The organism is Pseudomonas parafulva NBRC 16636 = DSM 17004 (assembly GCF_000730645.1).
Lineage (GTDB): Bacteria > Pseudomonadota > Gammaproteobacteria > Pseudomonadales > Pseudomonadaceae > Aquipseudomonas > Aquipseudomonas parafulva.
The window spans coordinates 150,035-169,370 of the sequence record NZ_BBIU01000006.1 but is presented as its reverse complement, the minus strand read 5'-3'; the positions used below and the strand labels follow the sequence as shown (position 1 = coordinate 169,370).

Below are 19,336 nucleotides of genomic sequence, written 5' to 3'. Positions count from 1 at the left end.
ACCGGTACAATCGACCTCTTTGCCGCAACGCTTGGAGTGCCATCTCCCGTGTCAGTTCTGCGCCTACCGCAACTGTCGGCCACGGCCGGCAAACAAACCTGGGGCAACCTGCCCGGGGCCGCCCTCAGCCTTGCCATCGCCGAGGCCGCCAGCAGCGCTGGCCGCTTCACCCTGCTGCTGACCGCCGACAGCCAGGCCGCCGACCGCCTCGAGCAAGAGCTGAAGTTCTTCGCCCCCGAGCTGCCGGTGCTGCCGTTTCCCGATTGGGAAACCCTGCCGTACGACCTGTTCTCGCCGCACCAGGACATCATTTCCCAGCGCATCGCCAGCCTGTACCGGCTGCCGGAGCTCAGCCACGGCATCCTGGTGGTTCCCATCACCACCGCCCTGCACCGCCTGGCGCCTACACGGTTTCTGCTGGGCAGCAGCCTGGTGCTGGACGTAGGCCAGACGATCGACGTAGAGCAGATGCGCAGCCGCCTGGAGGCCACGGGCTACCGATGCGTCGACACCGTGTACGAACATGGTGAGTTCGCCGTGCGTGGCGCCCTGATCGACCTGTTCCCCATGGGCAGCAAACTGCCCTACCGCATCGACCTGTTCGATGACGAGATCGAAACGCTGCGCACCTTCGACCCGGAAACCCAGCGCTCCATCGACAAGGTCGACTCGATCCGGCTGCTGCCGGCGCGGGAATTCCCGATGCAGAAGGAAGAAGTGACCCGCTTCAAGGCGCGGTTCCGTGAGCGCTTCGACGTCGACTTCCGCCGCAGCGCTATCTTCCAGGACCTCGCCAGCGGCATCATCCCGGCGGGCATCGAGTACTACCTGCCACTGTTCTTCGAAGAAACCGCCACGCTGTTCGACTACTTGCCCGCCGACACCCAGGTGTTCTCGCTGCCAGGCGTGGAGCAGGCCGCCGAGCACTTCTGGAACGACGTGCGCGGCCGCTATGAAGACCGCCGCGGCGACTTGAGCCGCCCGCTGCTGCCCCCGGCCGAACTGTTCCTGCCGGTAGAAGACTGCTTCGCCCGGCTCAAGCAATGGCCCCGGGTGGTGGTCAGCAGCGAGGACCTGGACGCTGGCGCTGGCCGCGCGCGTTTCGCTGCCCGGGCGCTGCCCAACCTTGCGATCGAAGCCAAGGCCAACCAGCCACTGGCCGAGCTGTCAGCCTTCCTCGACCAGTTCGGCGGCCGCGTGCTGTTCACCGCCGAATCCGCCGGGCGCCGCGAAGTGCTGCTGGAGCTGCTCGAGCGGCTCAAGCTGCGCCCGCACACGGTCGAGGGCTGGGCAGACTTCATCACCGGCAGCGAGCGCCTGGCCATTACCATCGCCCCGCTGGACGAAGGCCTGGTGCTGGACGACCCCGCCATTGCCTTGGTTGCCGAGAGCCCGCTGTTCGGCCAGCGCGTGATGCAGCGCCGGCGCCGTGACAAGCGCGGCGAAACCGCCAACGACGCCGTCATCAAGAACCTGACCGAACTGCGCGAAGGCGCGCCCGTGGTGCACATCGACCACGGTGTTGGCCGTTACCTGGGCCTGGCTACGCTGGAAATCGACGGCCAGGCCGCCGAGTTCCTTACCCTGGAGTATGCCGAGGGCGCCAAGCTGTACGTGCCGGTTGCCAACCTGCACCTCATCGCCCGCTATACCGGCAGCGACGATGCCCTGGCCCCGCTGCACCGGCTGGGTTCCGAAGCCTGGCAAAAAGCCAAGCGCAAGGCCGCCGAACAGGTGCGCGACGTGGCCGCCGAACTGCTCGACATCTATGCCCGCCGCGCCGCGCGCAAGGGCTATGCCTTCGCCGACCCGGCCGCCGACTACGCCACCTTCAGTGCCGGCTTCCCGTTCGAGGAAACCCCTGACCAGCAGGCGGCCATCGAAGCGGTGCGCACCGACATGCTGGCGCCCAAGCCCATGGACCGCCTGGTGTGCGGCGACGTGGGCTTCGGCAAGACCGAAGTGGCCATGCGCGCCGCATTCATCGCGGTGCACAGTGGCCGCCAGGTGGCCGTGCTGGTGCCTACCACCTTGCTCGCGCAGCAGCACTACAACAGCTTCCGCGACCGCTTTGCCGACTGGCCGGTGACCGTAGAGGTCATGAGCCGCTTCAAGTCCGCGAAGGAGGTGGCCAGCGCCGCTGCGGACCTGGCCGAGGGCAAGATCGACATCCTCATCGGCACCCACAAGCTGCTGCAGGACGATGTGCGCTTCAAAGACCTGGGCCTGGCCATCATCGACGAAGAGCACCGCTTTGGCGTGCGCCAGAAAGAACAACTGAAGGCGTTGCGCAGCGAGGTCGACATCCTCACCCTCACCGCCACGCCCATTCCGCGCACGCTGAACATGGCAGTGGCCGGCATGCGTGACCTGTCCATCATCGCCACGCCGCCGGCACGTCGCCTGTCGGTGCGCACCTTCGTCATGGAGCAGAACAACAGCACGGTGAAGGAAGCGCTGCTGCGCGAACTGCTGCGCGGCGGCCAGGTGTACTACCTGCACAACGATGTAAAAACCATCGAGAAGTGCGCCGCCGACCTGGCAGAGCTGGTGCCCGAGGCGCGCATCGGCATCGGCCATGGGCAGATGCGCGAGCGTGAACTGGAGCAGGTGATGAGCGACTTCTACCACAAGCGCTTCAACGTGCTGGTGGCCTCAACCATCATCGAAACCGGCATCGACGTGCCCAGCGCCAACACCATCGTCATCGAGCGCGCCGACAAGTTCGGCCTGGCCCAGCTGCACCAGCTGCGTGGCCGGGTAGGCCGCAGCCACCACCAGGCCTACGCCTACTTGCTCACGCCCACCCGGCAAAAGGTGAGCGCCGACGCCGAAAAGCGCCTGGAAGCCATCGCCAACACCCAGGACCTGGGGGCCGGCTTCGTGCTGGCCACCAACGACCTGGAAATCCGCGGGGCTGGCGAACTGCTGGGCGAAGGCCAGAGTGGTCAGATCCAGGCGGTGGGCTTCACGCTCTACATGGAAATGCTCGAGCGCGCGGTCAAGGCCATCCGCAAGGGCACCCAGCCCAACCTCGAGCAGCCACTGGGCGGCGGCCCGGAGATCAACCTGCGCCTGCCGGCGCTGATCCCGGAAGACTACCTGCCGGACGTGCATGCGCGGCTGATCCTGTACAAGCGCATCGCCTCGGCCGCCGACGAAGAAGGCCTCAAGGACCTGCAGGTGGAGATGATCGACCGCTTCGGCCTGCTGCCGGAGCCGACCAAGAACTTGATGCGCCTGACGGCGCTCAAGCTGCAGGCAGAAAAGCTCGGCATCAAGAAGGTCGACGCCGGCCCCAACGGCGGCAAGCTCGAGTTCGAGGCCGAAACCCCGGTCGACCCGTTGACCCTGATCAAGCTGATCCAGGGCCAACCCAAACGCTACAAGTTCGAGGGGGCTACCCAGTTCCGCTTCATGGTCCCGATGGAACGGCCCGACGAACGCTTCAACACCCTGGAGGCGCTGTTCGAGCGCCTGACACCACAGCCTGCTTAAGGAAGACCCATGCGTGCCATCCGTTGCCTGACCCTGCTGCTGGCGGCTTTTGCCCCCAGCGCATTCGCCCAGGGCCTGTACCAGGTAGAAATGATACTGGTACGGCAAAACAACGTGCCCGCCTTCACCAGCCCGTTCGCGCCTGAAAACTGGAGTGCCGGTGCCCCACGCCTTGGCAAGGACGCCGAACAGCGCCCTGCCCTTGAAGATGAAGCCACCCGCCTGGAGGCCACGGCAGACTACACCGTGCTGATGCACCGGGCCTGGCAGCAGCAGGTGGGCGATGGGCCAAGCCGTATTGCCTTGGGTGAGGGCAACGAGCAGTTCGGCCACTTCCCTATCGAAGGCAACCTCAGCATTGGCCAAGGCCGCTTCATCACGGTGGAGGCCAACCTGTGGGTCAACCAGCTCGACGGCAATGGCAACGTGTTGCAAAGCGAGCAGTTCAGGCAGGCCAACAGCAACGTCAAAGGCGGCCAACTCACCTTCCTCGACGGCGGCCACTTGGCCTTGCTGCTGAAAGTAACGCCGCCGGGCACGCCCAAAATGCCGCCCATGGACCCGGAATTGCTGGAGCAGTAAGCCATGGCAAGAGATGCGTTCGAATGCTTGAGCGACAATCCGAACTGGGTCAAATGCTTCGACCGTGGCGCCTTGCAGCGGGGCGAGAAATACGCCGAAGAAGGCAGGGTCGAACTGGAAGCAATCGACACCCAGCTGATTTCCGCCACGTGCGAGGGAAGCCGCGGGCAGCGCTACAGCCAGACGATCTTCGTCACCCTGGAAAACGGGCGGTGCATGATCGACGGTGACTGCACCTGCCCCGTGCAGGTCAACTGCAAACACTGCGCCGCTGTGCTGTTTTCAATCTGTGACCCTTACGCCAGCCATGCGCCCGCCGCACCCAAAAGCACGACCCTCTCGCCCGAGCTGCAGCACTGGCTGACCGGCCTGGAGCAGGCACCCCGCAAAACCGAAGAGGGCAAGGACAAACGCGGGCGCATGGTCTGCTACGAACTCAGGCTCGAGAATGACGACAGCTGCTCGTTGATGGTGCGCAAAGGCACACGCACGGCCGATGGCATCCGTTACAGCCGTGTGCAGTCACTTTACGATTACCTGTATCAGCCGCCGAACTTCGTCACCGAGGACGACATCCGCATCCTGCGGCTGCTTTCGGCACTGAACCAGGGCGGCGGCCAGGATCGCGGCTACCGGCTGAGGGGTCACGAAGGCGGCGAGCTGTTCCAGCGCGCCCTTGATACCGGGCGCCTGCTGTACCTACCAGAGCTGCCGCTGCTGCGCCAGGGGCCTGCGCTCAAGGCCGAGTTTCGCTGGGTACGGCTGGACAGCGGTGCCTATCGCGGCACCTGGGTGAGCGAAGGGGGGCAGATGCTGTGTGTCATCCCCCTGGTACCACTCTACTACCTCGATATCGATACAAAAGAAGTCGGCACGGTCGAGCACACCCTGAACCCGCACACGGCCATGCAACTGACCGTCGCCCCTGTGGTGCCTGAGCACCTGGTCGTCCCTCTCAGCCATAAACTCAACGCGCTCAGCCATCAGGTGCCCACCCCGGCGCCCGTACAGGAGCAACTGATCGACGACATCCCGCCCACGCCCCACCTCACCCTGGGGAGTGTCGAGTTCACCGCCTACATGCCCAAGACCGGCCGCATGCAGCGGCAGTTGCAGCACCGCGCCGCACTGGCCTTCGACTACGATGGTTTGCGGGCGAGTGGCAATGACGACAAGCCCCTGACCCGCCTGGTGGGCAGCACCAGCCAACGCATCCGCCGCCAGCCCGAAGCTGAGCAACGGTTGCGCAAAGCGCTGCGCGACATGGGCTTCAAGGTGGCAACGCGGCAGAGCAAGGCACTGCCTGACAGCGCGGGTGAAATGTTCCAACTCGCCGACGACGAAGCATGGCTGAAGTTCGCGCGCGAAGGCGCAGGGCAGCTGCGTGATGCGGGCTGGCAAATAGATATGCACCGCGACTTTGCCTTCAACCTGCAGGAGGTGGATGACTGGTACGCGTCCATCGATGAAGCGCCAGGCCATGAATGGTTCGACCTGGAACTGGGCATCGTGGTCGAAGGGCAGCGCCACAGCCTGCTACCCATCGTGCTGCAACTGCTGCGCAGCAGCCCCGAACTGCTACGCCCCAGCGAACTGGCCAAACGCAACGATGACGAACACCTGCTGATTGACCTGAACCGCGGGCGGCTGGACAGCCCTGCCCTGCGCGTCGCCCTGCCCTATGGCCGGGTCAAGGCGGTCATGGCGACCCTGGGCGGGCTGTACCTCGGTGAACACGAAGCCGGCCCCGCCGTACGCCTGGACCGTGCCGATGCCGCGCGGCTGAACGAAGTCGATGGGCTGCCCCTGCACTGGGAAGGCGGCGCGCATGTCCGCGACCTGGGCCGCCGCCTGCGCGATGCCCGCGACCTGCAGGTGCCACCACCCACAGGTCTACAGGCCAGCCTGCGCCCCTATCAGCAGCAAGGCCTGAACTGGTTGCAGGCGCTGCGCGAGATGGGCACGGGCGGCATCCTGGGCGATGACATGGGGCTGGGCAAAACCCTGCAGGCCTTGGCGCACCTGCTGCTGGAAAAAGAAGCCGGCAGGCTCGGCTCGCCGGCCCTGGTGGTGATGCCCACCAGCCTTGTACCCAACTGGCTGGACGAGGCCCAGCGCTTCGCCCCCGAACTGCGCGTGCTGGCCCTGCAGGGCCCTTCGCGCAACAAGCACTTTGCAAACCTGCACGAATACGACCTGGTGTTGACCACCTATGCACTGGTGCCCCGCGACCTGGGCTATTTACAGGATCAACCCTGGCACGTGCTGATCCTGGACGAAGCGCAGAACATCAAGAGCAGCACCAGCAAGGCTGCGCAAGCGGTGTGCGAGCTCAAGGCCAACCAGCGCGTATGCCTGACGGGCACGCCGATGGAAAACAACCTGGGCGAGCTGTGGTCGATCTTTCACTTCCTGATGCCCGGCTGGCTGGGGGACCTGAAGCGGTTCAACCAGGACTACCGCAACCCGATCGAGCGTCAAGGCGACAGTGAGCGGCTGGCCCACCTGGTGACCCGTATCCGCCCGTTTCTGCTGCGCCGTACCAAGGAACAGGTCGCAACCGAGCTGCCAGCCAAGACCGAGATGGTGCACTGGGTCGAGCTCAGCGACGCCCAGCGCGACACCTACGAGGCGGTGCGGGTAGCGATGGACAAAAAGGTTCGCGACGAAATTGCCCGCAGTGGCGCGGCGCGCAGCCAGATCGTCATTCTGGATGCGCTGCTCAAGCTTCGCCAGGTGTGCTGCGACCTGCGCCTGGTCAAGGGTGTGGAAACCCGGGGCAACCAGGCCGACAAGGGCAAGCTGGGGGCATTGATGGAGATGCTCGCCGAGCTGCTGGGTGAAGGGCGGCGGGTGTTGCTGTTCTCCCAGTTCACCTCGATGCTGGCCCTGATCGAACAGGAACTGCAAAAGCGCCACATACGTTACAGCCTGCTCACAGGGGATACCCGTGACAGGCGCACACCGGTGCAACAGTTTCAGGAGGGTCACAGCGAGGTATTTCTGATCAGCCTGAAGGCAGGCGGCGTGGGGCTGAACCTGACCGCTGCCGACACCGTGATCCACTTCGACCCCTGGTGGAACCCGGCCAGCGAGAGCCAGGCCACCGACCGCGCCTACCGCATTGGCCAGGACAAGCCGGTGTTCGTGTTCAAGCTGATTACCCGCGGCACCGTCGAGGAGAAGATCCAGCTGCTGCAACAAGACAAGGCAGCGTTGGCCGCCAGCTTGCTCGACGGCGGGCAGGCCGGGCAATGGCGCCTGGGGGATGAGGAAATCGAAGCCCTGTTTGCACCACTGCCGGGTAAACGCGGCCGCTGACGGGTACGGAACCATGCCCACCCCGCAGCCGCGGGGTCAGTCGATCAACTGCGCCTCGCGCAACGCCCCCAACGCCTCGAGCCAGCGCGGTTGCTGGCGGTAATCCGTGCAGGCAAAGCCCTGGCCGCGCATGCGTGCGATGCGTGGCGAGGGCTTCACCTGCATACGCTGTGCTGCGCTCAACGCCAGCTCCGCTGCAGCCCGGTCATTGCACACCAGGCCCATGTCGCAGCCGGCGGTAAGCGCCGCCTCGATTCGGCTGGCGGCGTCACCCACCACATGCGCCCCGGCCATGGACAGGTCGTCACTGAAGATCACACCGTCGAAGCCCAGCTCGCCGCGCAGGATGTCCTGCAGCCAGCGCCGGGAAAAGCCAGCCGGGCGGTCGTCGACCTGCGGGTAGATGACATGCGCCGGCATCACCGCCGCCAGCTGCCCACTGAGGCGGCTGAAGGGAATCAGGTCGGCCTGGCGCAGTTGCGCCAAACTGCGCTCGTCGGTCGGGATGGCCACATGGGAGTCGGCTTCAGCCCAGCCGTGGCCAGGGAAGTGTTTGCCGCAGGCAGCCATGCCCGCCGCATTCATGCCCCGGATGAACGCGGCAGCCAGATCGGTAGCGCGCTGCGGGTCACCCTCGAAGGCTCGGCTGCCCACCACGGCGCTGCGCTGGTGGTCAAGGTCGAGCACGGGGGCAAAGCTCAGGTCCAGGCCAACCGCCAGCACTTCGGTGGCCATCACCCAGCCGCATTGCTCGGCGAGGTACAGGGCATTGCCGTTGTCCGCCAATGCCCGCATGGCCGGCAGTCGTACGAACCCCTGGCGCAGACGCTGGACGCGGCCGCCTTCCTGATCCACTGCCAGCACAAGGTCAGGGCGGATGGCGCGAATGGAGGCGCACAGCTCACGCACCTGGCGCGGGCTGTCGATGTTGCGGGCAAAGATGATCAACCCCGCCACTTCGGGTTGACGCAACAGGTGGCGGTCTTCGGCGGTCAGCCATTGGCCGGCGATATCCACCATCAGGGAGCCTTGCAGGCTGACGGTCATGGGTAATCCTTGAATTGAGACGGGGTGGCGCGCGCCGCAGCCTCGCGGCGTGGCGGCATCAAGCCTTGGCGCTGGAAACCACGGGGGCGGCCTTGGTGCGCGGGCGCAACTGGGCACTGGCCATGGCCGGGTCGGTGACACCGGTGTCGGCACGCATGCCGGCCGCCAGGAAAGGTACCATGAGGCGCATCACCTGTTCGATGGAGGTGTTGATGCCAAAATCGGTTTCGGCAATAGCCCGCAGCGCCTTGATACCCGACATGCTGAAGGCAGCAGCGCCGAGCATGAAGTGCACGCGCCAGAACAGCTCCAGCGGCGGGATGCGCGGCGCAGCCTCGTTGACCAGCAGCATATAGCGGCGGAACACCTTGCCATACATGTCTTCGAGGTAGCGGCGCAGGTGCCCCTGGCTCTGGCTGAAGGCCAGGCCCAGCAGGCGCATGAAGATCGACAGGTCATTGTTGCTGCGCGGCTGCACCACCAGTGCCTGCTCAACGAGCATTTCCAGCAGTTCTTCGAGGGTAGGCCTGGGTTCCGGCTTGGCTTGACGGCGTTCGAGCTCGCGCTCCAGGCTGGCGCAGAACGGCCCCAGGAATCGCGAGAACACGGCCTGGATCAGGGCTTTCTTGGAGCCGAAATGGTAATTTACGGCAGCCAGGTTGACCCCGGCCTTGCTGGTAATCAGCCGCAACGAGGTTTCGGCGAACCCTCTTTCCGCGAACAGCTGCTCGGCAGCATCGAGAATGCGTTCAACGGTTTCCGATTGGGCCATGGTTACTCCGCGCGCTCCGCCAGACAAACAGGTGTTTGAAACATACGTTTCAACCCTGCGTCTGTCAAGGCTCCGTGACCGGCCAGTCTCACCTGCTTCCTACCCGTTCTGGGCTGCCCTGCCGGCCCTTGCCGGTGATGCTTATTACTTGCCACTAGCAGCTTGCCACTTGCAGCTTGAGGCTAGAAGCTTGCAGCCACCCCAATACTGTATATAATCCCAGTCACTGTACAAAAAGACAGAGCGCTGATCATGTTGAAACTGACGCCACGCCAAGCCGAAATCCTCGCGTTCATCAAGCGTTGCCTTGAGGACAACGGTTTCCCGCCGACCCGCGCCGAGATTGCACAGGAGCTCGGGTTCAAGTCCCCCAACGCCGCAGAAGAACATCTCAAGGCACTCGCCCGCAAAGGCGCCATCGAGATGACCCCTGGTGCTTCGCGCGGCATCCGCATCCCGGGCCTTGAAGCCAAGGCCGAGGAAGCTGGGCTGCCGATCATCGGTCGGGTGGCAGCGGGTGCCCCCATTCTGGCCGAGCAGCACATCGAGCAATCGTGCAACATCAGCCCTGCCTTCTTCCACCCCCAGGCCGACTACCTGTTGCGCGTCCACGGCATGAGCATGAAGGACGTCGGTATTCTAGATGGCGACCTGCTGGCCGTGCACACCTGCCGCGAAGCCCGTAACGGGCAGATCGTCGTGGCCCGCATCGGCGACGAGGTGACCGTCAAGCGCTTCAAGCGCGAAGGCAACAAGGTCTGGCTGCTCGCTGAAAACCCAGAATTCGCCCCCATCGAAGTCAACCTGAAAGAACAGGAACTGGTGATCGAGGGCTTGAGCGTCGGCGTCATTCGCCGCTGATCCAGGAGGCGTCATGCAGCAGATCATTCACGCACACGAGCAAGTCCAGTTGCCCCTGTTCGAAGCATTCCTCGCACAGCCTGTATTGCCTGGGCTGAAAGCCAGCGAACTGAGTCGCCAGAGCAGCGCGCCCGACCTGTTCAGCGAGTTGTCGCTGCACGGCGCACCCAGCCATTGCCAGACCTTGTTAGCACCGGTACTGCGCGAACTGAGCGAAGAGGACGAAGCCCGCTGGCTCACCCTGATCGCCCCGCCGTCCAGCCTGACCCAGGCGTGGCTACGGGATGCCGGCCTCAACCGTGAGCGCATCCTGCTGCTGCATCCTCGCGGCAACAAGAGCCCGTTGCAACTGACCTGCGAAGCGCTGCGCCTGGGGCGCAGCCATACCGTGGTCAGCTGGCTGGGCAACGTCAACGCAACTGCACGCCAGCAGTTGGTCCGCGCTGCCAGCGCGGGTAATGCACAAAGCCTGAACATCCGCTTTGGCTGATGTTCAGGCTTTGCCAGCGACCACACAGAACTTTACGCGTGACGCACCTCAATGCAGTACGCGCGGCCCTTCTTCCCGCTCAAGCTCGCCATCCATAAGCCGCCCGGCCATTTGCACGCCAACGCTGAGCATGGCCTTGGCCACCTCCACATGCTGACCCTGCAGAAACACCTTGGCATCCTCCGAGAAATCCAAGGTTACCAATGAGCCCTCATCCTCGGCGCGACGCAGTTCGATGCGGCCATCAGGCAACTCGACAATTTCCAGAAAAGACGTAGACATAAACGGCGGTTCTCCACGAAAGGCCAGCATTGTACCAGCGCTGGCTGGACTCAGCACTCACTCAACGCGTCGCGAAAACGCCTGACGAGCGCTTTGAGGTTAGAGCGCCAGCTTTCCAACTCATCCCTCGACAGTGGTTCGGTGGCCGGCTCATCAAGGCTTACAGCCTGGATCAGCGGCTGAGTGACGTCAGTTTTTGGCGCCTTGCGTGCGACGGGCGGCCGGAACAGGTCGGCGTAAGCCCCCAGCATTTGCGCCAGCCAGGTCTCCCGCTGGCGGGCAAGCTCCAGCAGTTCTGCAACCTCTGGGATGGCAAGGCCATTAAGCGCATCATCCGCCAAGGCCTGCTCCACACTGGCAGCAGCTGGAAGACGGTAGAAAGCACTGACCTCATGACACAGCCCTAGCAATGCGCCATACAGGTGAAACAGCGCGGCTTCACGCTCTGCCTGGGCCAGGCCCTGCGCGTTCATGGCCTGGCTTTGTTCCGCCTTGGCCATGGATTCAAGCGCAAGCCCGGCAAAAAACAGTTTCTGGTTGGTACGGGTGTAGACTTCCTGGGCCATTTCTATGCCCTCCCATCAGGCTGCATGGCGAATTAGACGGCTCATGAATGACGAGGGCCGCATAGCGGCCCCAATACAATACACGCTGTTGCTCAGCGCTTGTCTTCGACCTTCCAGGCGTTGCCATCGTAGAACGCCTTCCAGCCAGTCGGCTTGCCGTCGACTTCAGACTGCACGTACTGCTCCTTGGTCTTGCGGCTGTAGCGGATCACCGCCGGGCGGCCGTCCGGGTCTTTGGCAGGCGCATCGCACAGGAAGTGGTACTTGGGATCGATCTCGTGCTTGTGCGGCACAATCTCCAAGACCAACGGCGCACGGGTTTCCCGATTTTTCGGGAACTGGCTGGCAGCCAGGAACAAGCCTGAAGCACCGTCACGCAGCACGTAGGTGTCATCCACCTTTTCGCACTTGAGCTCGGGCATGTCCACCTTGTCCATCTTCGGCGGCGCCGCTTCGCCACTTTTCAGCAGCTTGCGGGTGTTCTTGCAGGCCGGGTTGGTGCAGCCGAAGAACTTGCCGAACCGGCCCGTTTTCAGCTGCATCTCGCTGCCGCACTTGTCGCACTCAAGGCTAGGCCCTTCGTACCCCTTGATGCGGTAGTTACCCTCTTCGATCTCGTAACCCGGGCAGTCAGGGTTGTTGCCGCAGATGTGCAGCTTGTGCTTCTCGTCCAGCAGGTACGCATCCATCGCCGTGGCGCAGATCGGGCAGCGGTGCTTGCCAAGCAGTACCCGCGATTCCGACTCACCCTCGTCGTCGGCGGCGATCTCATCGCCCGGCACCAGGTTGACAGTCGCCTTGCAGCGCTCTTTGGGCGGCAGGCTGTAACCGGAGCAGCCTAGGAACACACCGGTCGAGGCGGTGCGAATCATCATCGGCCGGCCGCATTCCTTGCAGGCGATGTTGGTCATGGTCGGCTGGTTGGCGCGCATGCCGTCTTCGCTGGACTCGGCAGTCTGCAGCTTCTTGCTGAAGTCGCCGTAGAACTCGTCCAGCACGTTCTTCCAGTCGCGCTCACCCTGGGCCACGTCGTCCAGGTTCTCTTCCATGCCGGCGGTAAAGCCGTAGTCCATGAGGTTGGCGAAGCTCTCCGACAGGCGCTCGGTTACGATGTCGCCCATTTTTTCGGAGTAGAAACGGCGGTTGTGCAACGTCACATAGCCGCGGTCCTGGATGGTGGAAATGATCGCCGCATAGGTTGACGGGCGGCCAATGCCGCGCTTTTCCATTTCCTTGACCAGGCTGGCCTCGGTGAAACGCGCTGGCGGCTTGGTGAAGTGCTGGCTCGGGTCGAGCTGCATCAGCTTCATGGCTTCGCCCTGCACCATCTCTGGCAGCACATCGTCTTCGCCCGGCTTGCTCTGCTGCGGCAGTACCCGGGTATAACCGTCGAACTTCAGAATGCGGCCCTTGGCACGCAATTCGAAGTCACCTGCCGCCACGGTCACGCTGGTGGACAGGTACTGGGCCGGTGGCATCTGGCAGGCCAGAAACTGGCGCCAGATCAGCTCGTACAGGCGCTCGGCATCACGCTCCATGCCACTGAGCTTGGTCGGGTGCGTGTTGACGTCCGAAGGGCGGATAGCCTCGTGGGCCTCCTGCGCGCCTTCCTTGCTGCCATAGACCATGGGCGCTTCAGGCAGGTACTGCTTGCCGAACTCGCGCTCGATGTAGTTGCGTGCCATGTCCAGGGCGTCTACCGACAGGTTGGTGGAGTCGGTACGCATGTACGTGATGTAGCCCGCCTCGTACAAACGCTGGGCCATCATCATGGTCTTCTTCACGCCGAAGCCCAGGCGGTTGCTGGCAGCCTGCTGCAATGTCGAGGTGATGAACGGCGCCGACGGCTTGCTGCTGGTCGGGCGGTCTTCACGCTTGACCACGCTGTAGCTGGACGCCTTGAGCTTGTCCAGGGCCGCCATGGCCTGGGCCTCATTCAGCGGCTTGAAGGCTTCACCGTTCTCACGGGCGACTTCGAAACGCACCTTGGCATTTTTTGCAGTGCCGAGGTCGGCGTGGATTTCCCAGTATTCCTGGGGGATGAACGCACGAATTTCACGTTCACGCTCCACCACCAGCTTCACCGCCACCGACTGCACGCGCCCGGCGGACAAACCGCGAGCGATCTTGGACCATAGCAATGGCGAGACCATGTAGCCCACCACGCGGTCCAGGAAGCGCCTGGCCTGTTGCGCGTTGACCCGGTCGATATCCAGCTCCCCCGGTTGCGAGAACGCGTCCTGGATGGCTTTTTTGGTGATCTCGTTGAACACCACACGCTTGTAGCGGGTGTCGTCGCCGCCGATGGCTTCGCGCAGGTGCCAGGCAATGGCTTCCCCTTCGCGGTCCAAGTCGGTTGCGAGGTAGATGGTGTCAGCATCCTTGGCCAGGCGACGCAGCTCGTCGATCACCTTCTCTTTGCCGGGAAGGATCTCGTACTTGGCCTTCCAGCCGTGATCCGGGTCGACGCCCATGCGTGCAACCAGCTGACGGCGAGCCTTTTCTTTCGGCGAAAGGGCCGGTGCCTCACCCGCGGCCGCCTTGCCACGCTTGGCGGCGGGCTCTTTGCTGGCGCTGGCCGAACCGCTGGTGGGGAGGTCTCGGATATGGCCGATACTCGACTTCACCACGTACTGGTTGCCCAGGTACTTGTTGATGGTCTTGGCCTTGGCCGGGGATTCCACAATGACCAGCGATTTGCCCATGGATCGGTGTATTCCTGAATCTGAAGATAAAAAACACGTCAGGTGCCAGACGCGGCACCGCTATATATAGTGGCAAAAGTGCGAGGTCAAGTTCGGCTGATCAGCCGTGCGACTTGTCCGACACCCCTGCCAGGCCCTCTTCGGCCTTGACCAAAGCAAAGCGTGGCACCTGTTCGCCGTCAACCTCAACCGACTCACAGAACATTGCAAGGGGGCGCACCCAAAAGCTGTAGTCACCATACAGGCATTGGTAGAAGACCATCCACTCCTCGCTTTCGGAATGTCGCGCAACGCTGAAGACACGGTACTCAGGCCCTTTGTAATGCCGGTACACACCTGGCTGTATCTGCATGCCGCCCACCTCTGGGTCAAAACGGTAGAAAAAACAAAACCGGGGCACAAGGCCCCGGTCGCTGTCAGCTTACGCGTTTAGACGCGTTCGAAGACAGTGGTGATCCCTTGGCCCAGGCCGACGCACATGGTCGCCACCCCCAAGGTACCGCCGTTCTGCTTCATGACATTGAGCAGGGTGCCGGAAATACGTGCCCCCGAGCAACCGAACGGGTGGCCCAAGGCAATGGCGCCGCCGTGCAGGTTAACCTTCTCATCCATCTTGTCGAGCACTTTCAAATCTTTGAGCACTGGCAAGGCCTGCGCAGCGAAGGCTTCGTTGAGCTCGATGAAGTCGATATCGGCCATGGTCAAGCCCGCACGCTTGAGGGCTTTCTGGGTAGAGGGCACTGGCCCGTAGCCCATGATTGCCGGGTCTACGCCGGCCACTGCCATGGCACGGATAACCGCCATCGGCTGGATACCCAGGTCCATCGCACGCTGCCCCGACATCACGATCATGCACGAGGCACCGTCGGTGATCTGCGACGACGTGCCCGCAGTCACGGTCCCCCCCTTGGGGTTGAACGCAGGCTTGAGCGAGGCCAGGCCTTCAAGCGTGGTTTCCGGGCGAATGGTTTCGTCAAAGTCGAACACCTTGAGGAAGCCATTCTCGTCATACCCTTGCATGGGGATGATCTCGTCCTTGAACTTGCCTTCCACCGTGGCCTTGTGGGCCAGCTGATGCGAACGCACGCCGAACAGGTCTTGCTGCTCTCGGGTGATGCCGTGCATCTTGCCGAGCATCTCGGCGGTGAGGCCCATCATCCCCGAGGCCTTGGCGGCGTGCAACGACAGGTGCGGGTTAGGGTCCACGCCATGCATCATGCTCACATGGCCCATGTGCTCGACCCCGCCGATCACGAAGACATCGCCGTTGCCGGTCATGATGGCCTGGGCAGCGGTGTGCAGCGCGCTCATCGACGAACCGCACAGGCGGCTGACCGTCTGCGCAGCCGAGGTGTGCGGGATGGGCGTCATCAGGGACGCCATGCGGGCAATGTTCCAGCCCTGTTCCAGGGTCTGGTTGACGCACCCCCAGATCACGTCTTCCACCTCTTTGGGGTCGACCTTGTCGTTGCGTTCCAGCAGTTTGGTGATCAGGTGCGCCGACATGTCTTCGGCGCGGGTGTTGCGGTGCATGCCACCCTTGGAGCGGCCCATGGGTGTGCGACCGAAGTCGACAATCACCACGTCTCTTGGATTCAGGCTCATATCAAATCTCTCGCTCTAGCTCGTTGACCGCTCAGTTGAAGAAGCGCTGGCCAGTCTTGGCCATTTCACGCAGCTTGGCGGTCGGGTGGTACAGCGGGCCCAGATCGGCGTAGCGATCGGCCAGGGCAACGAATTCGGCCACACCGATGGCGTCGATGTACCGCAGCGCACCACCCCGGAAGGGCGGGAAGCCAATACCGTAAACCAGGCCCATGTCCGCTTCGGCGGCGGTTTCGACGATACCGTCCTCCAGGCAGCGCACGGTTTCCAGGCACAGCGGGATCATCATCCAGTTGACGATGTCCTCGTCGGTAACCTCACGCTGCTCGAATACCACAGGCTTGAGCACGTCGAGCACCGTGGCGTCGGCCACCTTCTTCGGCTTGCCACGCTTGTCGGTTTCGTAGGCGTAGAAGCCCCTACCGTTCTTCTGGCCGAGGCGGTTGGCGTCATAGAGGGCATCCACCGCCGAGCGACGGTCGTCCTTCATGCGGTCCGGGAAGCCCTCGGCCATCACGTCACGGCCGTGGTGGCCAGTGTCGATGCCAACCACGTCCATCAGGTAGGCCGGGCCCATGGGCCAGCCGAATTTCTCCATGACCTTATCGATGCGTACGAAGTCGACGCCGGCACTGACCAGCTTGGCGAAGCCGCCGAAATACGGGAACAGCACGCGGTTGACCAGGAAGCCCGGGCAGTCATTGACCACAATCGGGTTCTTGCCCATTTTCTTGGCGTACGCCACGGTGGTAGCGACCGCAACGTCACTGGACTTCTCGCCACGGATCACTTCTACCAGCGGCATCATGTGCACAGGGTTGAAGAAGTGCATGCCAACGAAGTTTTCCGGGCGTTTCAGCGCTTTTGCCAGCAGGTTGATGGAGATGGTCGAAGTGTTCGAGGCCAGGATGGCATCGTCACCCACATGCCCCTCTACCTCGGCCAGCACGGCCTGCTTCACCTTGGGGTTCTCCACGACTGCTTCGACCACGATGTCGACATGGCCAAAGTCACCGTAGGACAAGGTAGGGCGAATGGCATTGAGCGCTTCCGCCATCTTGGCCGGGGTCAGGCGGCCCTTCTCCACGCGGTTGCCCAGCAGTTTGGAGGCCTCGTTCAGGCCCAGCTGGATGGCTTCCTCGCGGATATCCTTCATCAGGATAGGCGTGCCTTTTACCGCCGACTGGTAGGCGATGCCGCCCCCCATGATGCCAGCACCGAGCACGGCGGCCTGCTTCACGTCATGGGCGATTTCATCATGGGCCTTGGCCTTGCGCTTGAGCTCCTGATCGTTCAGGAACAGGCCGATGAGGCTTTCTGCAACCGAGGTCTTGGCGAGCTTGGCAAAGCCTGCTGCCTCCACTTCCAGCGCCTTGTCACGGCCGAAGTTGGCCGCTTTCTGAATGGTCTTGATGGCCTCGACAGGGGCCGGGTAGTTCGGCCCTGCCTGGCCGGCGACGAAGCCCTTGGCGGTTTCGAACGCCATCATCTGCTCGATGGCATTGAGCTTGAGCTTCTCAAGCTTCGGCTGGCGCTTGGCCTTGAAGTCCAGCTCGCCACCGATCGCGCGCTTGATCAGGTCGAGCGCGCCCGCCATCAGCAGTTCAGGGGCCACCACAGCGTCTACGGCACCCACTTTAAGCGCGTCTTCGGCACGGTTTTCCTTGCCTGCGGCGATCCACTCGACGGCGTTGTCCGAGCCGATCAGGCGCGGCAGCCGTACGGTACCGCCAAAGCCTGGGTAGATGCCCAGCTTCACTTCAGGCAGGCCGATACGGGCGCTGGTGGACATGACCCGGTAATCGGCGGCCAGGCACATTTCCAGGCCGCCGCCCAGGGCGATACCGTTGATGGCGGCCACGGTGGGTACTTCGAGGTCTTCGAAGGCGTTGAAGATGCGGTTCGCTTCCAGGTTGCCGGCGACCAGTTCGGCCTCGGGCAGCTTGAAGTTGTCGACGAACTCGGTGATGTCGGCGCCGACGATGAACACGTCCTGGCCACTGCTGACGATCACGCCCTTGACCGAGGCGTCGGCCCGGATGGCATCGACGGCTTGGCTAAGCTCGCTCAGGGTAAGGCGGTTGAACTTGTTGACGGACTCACCCTTGAGGTCGAACTTGAGTTCGACGATGCCACTTTCAAGAGCCTTAACCGTGATGGCTTTACCTTCGTAAATCATCAACTGATCTCCACGATATGGAAGCTGAACTGTACACGCCGATCACTGCAGCAAAAGCAGGCTCGCCTGCCCTGCCCCAGGCACACCCGTCAGCGCGCTAGTCGGGGGCATGAATTGGCGCAGTGCCATACAAACGCTCAATTCATACGCCCGTTTGATTTGGGTGTGCACACATTCTCCGAAAAGGTCAGCGTTGTCAAATGCTGCCGAACGGGTCGAAAACGCGACTTTCCGGTCATTTTGTACCGGCCTGATACGAACGATGATGACAATGATCGGGGTGCATTCACGTCAGCGATTGACCACACTCAGGCCCGAGGGCTGCATGTGAGTCTGGATACTACAAACCGGAGGAGGCAGATGCCGGCCCGGGTGGGACCGTGGCATCAGTGCAATGAGAGGGTGAGGATCAGGCGAGGGTTTCGAGCACGTGAGCAACATCTTGCAATACAGCGGCATCACCGCGTTCAGTCCAGTACAGGGCGATCATTTGCGCGTCCGCCTCGACCTTGTAGACGCTGGCAGGCAGCCGGGCCAGCGCGTCCAGAAAACGTGGGTCCTCACACGGTTCGCGCCACTGGTTCCACCACACGCCCGGGCTGACCTGCCAGAAGCTGAAGCTGTCCTGGTGACCACGCCGACGGGCCCGATGGTATTGCGGACAAGGGCTTGGCGGTTGCCGCTCAAGCCAATGCGGCCACTGCTGCGGCGCCAGTTGCATGGCGAGGCCCATGCGGCGGGCCTCCAGGCGCAGGCGCATCTGCTCGCTCTGCTGGCGCGACGAGCGCAGCCAGGAAAGCGGGCTGAGAATCAGCGCAAGGATTGACACCACCAGCAATACCGTCATATCAGTAGTTCCCATAAAACGTTGCAAATGAGCCGGTTAGCCATTTTTCACGGAAGACCCGCCCGAAAGCGACCATACTTCATCTAATGCGATTGTCTGGAGTACAGCTCATGATCTATGAACATCTTCTGGTCGCCGTCGACCTGACTGAAGAATGCGACCCGGTGATCAAGCGCGCCATGGCCCTGGCCGCCCCGTCCAACGCTAAGGTATCCCTGGTGCACATCGTCGAGCCTATGGCCATGGCCTTTGGGGGTGATGTACCCATGGACCTGTCGCAGCTGCAACAACAGCAGTTCGACCAGGCCAAGGAGCGCATGGACCGACTGTTCGCCAAGTACCCGGACATCAACCGCGGCGACTCGCACCTGACCTACGGCCAGCCCCGGCAAGAAATCCATCAACTGGCCAAAGAGCAGCAGTGCGACCTGATCGTGGTTGGCAGCCATGGCCGCCATGGCCTGGCGCTGTTGCTGGGTTCCACTGCCAATGACGTGCTGCATGGCGCACCGTGCGACGTACTGGCGGTCCGCTTGCTGAAAAAAGACTGACGGGCTGTACGCAGGCCCTGACGCCGGCAA

Annotated in this window: 15 protein-coding genes; 6 read left to right on the top strand and 9 right to left on the bottom strand. The window is 63.0% G+C overall.

Annotation, left to right across the window (positions count from 1 at the left end; all coding sequences use genetic code 11):
* The first annotated feature begins 48 nt into the window (after nt 1–48).
* Genes mfd through PPA02S_RS22500 form a run of 3 tightly spaced genes read left to right on the top strand, consistent with a single transcriptional unit; the run spans nt 49 to nt 7,401 of the window.
* Complete coding sequence (gene mfd, locus PPA02S_RS05105) at nt 49–3,498, top strand: transcription-repair coupling factor (RefSeq protein ID WP_028632480.1); 3,450 nt, start codon at nt 49–51, stop codon at nt 3,496–3,498.
* A gap of 9 nt (nt 3,499–3,507) precedes the next feature.
* A complete protein-coding gene (locus tag PPA02S_RS05100) occupies nt 3,508–4,080 on the top strand; it encodes a peptidoglycan binding protein CsiV (RefSeq protein WP_028632479.1) in 573 nt (190 codons plus the stop codon).
* 3 nt (nt 4,081–4,083) lie between these two features.
* Nucleotides 4,084–7,401, top strand: a complete 3,318-nt coding sequence (locus PPA02S_RS22500) for a DEAD/DEAH box helicase (protein ID WP_080667820.1) — start codon at nt 4,084–4,086, stop codon at nt 7,399–7,401.
* Between the two features lie 36 nt (nt 7,402–7,437).
* Here PPA02S_RS22500 and nagZ read toward each other — a convergent pair whose 3' ends face one another.
* Both nagZ and PPA02S_RS05085 read right to left on the bottom strand, forming a co-directional pair.
* Nucleotides 7,438–8,436 carry a beta-N-acetylhexosaminidase gene (gene nagZ / locus PPA02S_RS05090; protein WP_174435877.1) on the bottom strand — a complete coding sequence of 333 codons (999 nt, stop codon included), beginning with the start codon at nt 8,434–8,436 and terminating at the stop codon, nt 7,438–7,440.
* Nucleotides 8,437–8,506: 70 nt separating this feature from the next.
* Nucleotides 8,507–9,220 carry a TetR/AcrR family transcriptional regulator gene (locus PPA02S_RS05085; protein ID WP_028632477.1) on the bottom strand — a complete coding sequence of 238 codons (714 nt, stop codon included), beginning with the start codon at nt 9,218–9,220 and terminating at the stop codon, nt 8,507–8,509.
* A gap of 252 nt (nt 9,221–9,472) precedes the next feature.
* Between PPA02S_RS05085 and lexA the strand changes: the two genes are divergently transcribed.
* Nucleotides 9,473–10,081, top strand: coding sequence for a transcriptional repressor LexA (gene lexA / locus PPA02S_RS05080; protein ID WP_028632476.1), 609 nt, complete (start codon nt 9,473–9,475; stop codon nt 10,079–10,081).
* Between the two features lie 13 nt (nt 10,082–10,094).
* The gene (gene sulA / locus PPA02S_RS05075) at nt 10,095–10,571 is read left to right on the top strand and encodes an SOS-induced cell division inhibitor SulA (protein ID WP_028632475.1); all 477 of its coding nucleotides are present in this window, start codon (nt 10,095–10,097) and stop codon (nt 10,569–10,571) included.
* Between the two features lie 48 nt (nt 10,572–10,619).
* Here the strand turns inward: sulA and PPA02S_RS05070 are convergent, their stop codons facing one another.
* The 7 genes from PPA02S_RS05070 to PPA02S_RS05040 form a co-directional block, all read right to left on the bottom strand.
* A complete protein-coding gene (locus tag PPA02S_RS05070; protein ID WP_028632474.1) occupies nt 10,620–10,853 on the bottom strand; it encodes a hypothetical protein in 234 nt (77 codons plus the stop codon).
* A 50-nt stretch (nt 10,854–10,903) separates the two neighbouring features.
* Nucleotides 10,904–11,419, bottom strand: coding sequence for a DUF6586 family protein (locus PPA02S_RS05065; protein ID WP_028632473.1), 516 nt, complete (start codon nt 11,417–11,419; stop codon nt 10,904–10,906).
* A 92-nt stretch (nt 11,420–11,511) separates the two neighbouring features.
* Complete coding sequence (topA, locus tag PPA02S_RS05060; protein WP_028632472.1) at nt 11,512–14,124, bottom strand: type I DNA topoisomerase; 2,613 nt, start codon at nt 14,122–14,124, stop codon at nt 11,512–11,514.
* A gap of 100 nt (nt 14,125–14,224) precedes the next feature.
* Nucleotides 14,225–14,476 (bottom strand): DUF1653 domain-containing protein, encoded by a 252-nt coding sequence (locus PPA02S_RS05055; protein WP_028632471.1) that lies wholly within the window; start codon nt 14,474–14,476, stop codon nt 14,225–14,227.
* 77 nt (nt 14,477–14,553) lie between these two features.
* The gene (fadA, locus tag PPA02S_RS05050) at nt 14,554–15,729 is read right to left on the bottom strand and encodes an acetyl-CoA C-acyltransferase FadA (protein ID WP_028632470.1); all 1,176 of its coding nucleotides are present in this window, start codon (nt 15,727–15,729) and stop codon (nt 14,554–14,556) included.
* A gap of 31 nt (nt 15,730–15,760) precedes the next feature.
* Entirely contained in the window at nt 15,761–17,908 is a 2,148-nt protein-coding gene (gene fadB, locus PPA02S_RS05045) for a fatty acid oxidation complex subunit alpha FadB (protein ID WP_028632469.1), read from the bottom strand.
* 409 nt (nt 17,909–18,317) lie between these two features.
* Nucleotides 18,318–18,755 carry a hypothetical protein gene (locus tag PPA02S_RS05040; RefSeq protein ID WP_028632468.1) on the bottom strand — a complete coding sequence of 146 codons (438 nt, stop codon included), beginning with the start codon at nt 18,753–18,755 and terminating at the stop codon, nt 18,318–18,320.
* Between the two features lie 110 nt (nt 18,756–18,865).
* Here PPA02S_RS05040 and PPA02S_RS05035 point away from each other — a divergent pair, with 110 nt between their 5' ends.
* Entirely contained in the window at nt 18,866–19,306 is a 441-nt protein-coding gene (locus PPA02S_RS05035; protein WP_028632467.1) for a universal stress protein, read from the top strand.
* The last annotated feature ends 30 nt before the right edge of the window (nt 19,307–19,336 follow it).

Bases quoted from the DNA above. Each gene is read 5' to 3' on its own strand.
- PPA02S_RS05085 (WP_028632477.1), bottom strand. From the start codon at position 9,220: ATGGCCCAATCGGAAACCGTTGAACGCATTCTCGATGCTGCCGAGCAG.
- topA (WP_028632472.1), bottom strand. From the start codon at position 14,124: ATGGGCAAATCGCTGGTCATTGTGGAATCCCCGGCCAAGGCCAAGACC.
- PPA02S_RS22500 (WP_080667820.1), top strand. From the start codon at position 4,084: ATGGCAAGAGATGCGTTCGAATGCTTGAGCGACAATCCGAACTGGGTC.
- PPA02S_RS05040 (WP_028632468.1), bottom strand. From the start codon at position 18,755: ATGACGGTATTGCTGGTGGTGTCAATCCTTGCGCTGATTCTCAGCCCG.
- PPA02S_RS05055 (WP_028632471.1), bottom strand. From the start codon at position 14,476: ATGCAGATACAGCCAGGTGTGTACCGGCATTACAAAGGGCCTGAGTAC.
- PPA02S_RS05070 (WP_028632474.1), bottom strand. From the start codon at position 10,853: ATGTCTACGTCTTTTCTGGAAATTGTCGAGTTGCCTGATGGCCGCATC.
- PPA02S_RS05035 (WP_028632467.1), top strand. From the start codon at position 18,866: ATGATCTATGAACATCTTCTGGTCGCCGTCGACCTGACTGAAGAATGC.
- PPA02S_RS05100 (WP_028632479.1), top strand. From the start codon at position 3,508: ATGCGTGCCATCCGTTGCCTGACCCTGCTGCTGGCGGCTTTTGCCCCC.
- fadB (WP_028632469.1), bottom strand. From the start codon at position 17,908: ATGATTTACGAAGGTAAAGCCATCACGGTTAAGGCTCTTGAAAGTGGC.
- fadA (WP_028632470.1), bottom strand. From the start codon at position 15,729: ATGAGCCTGAATCCAAGAGACGTGGTGATTGTCGACTTCGGTCGCACA.
- lexA (WP_028632476.1), top strand. From the start codon at position 9,473: ATGTTGAAACTGACGCCACGCCAAGCCGAAATCCTCGCGTTCATCAAG.
- PPA02S_RS05065 (WP_028632473.1), bottom strand. From the start codon at position 11,419: ATGGCCCAGGAAGTCTACACCCGTACCAACCAGAAACTGTTTTTTGCC.
- sulA (WP_028632475.1), top strand. From the start codon at position 10,095: ATGCAGCAGATCATTCACGCACACGAGCAAGTCCAGTTGCCCCTGTTC.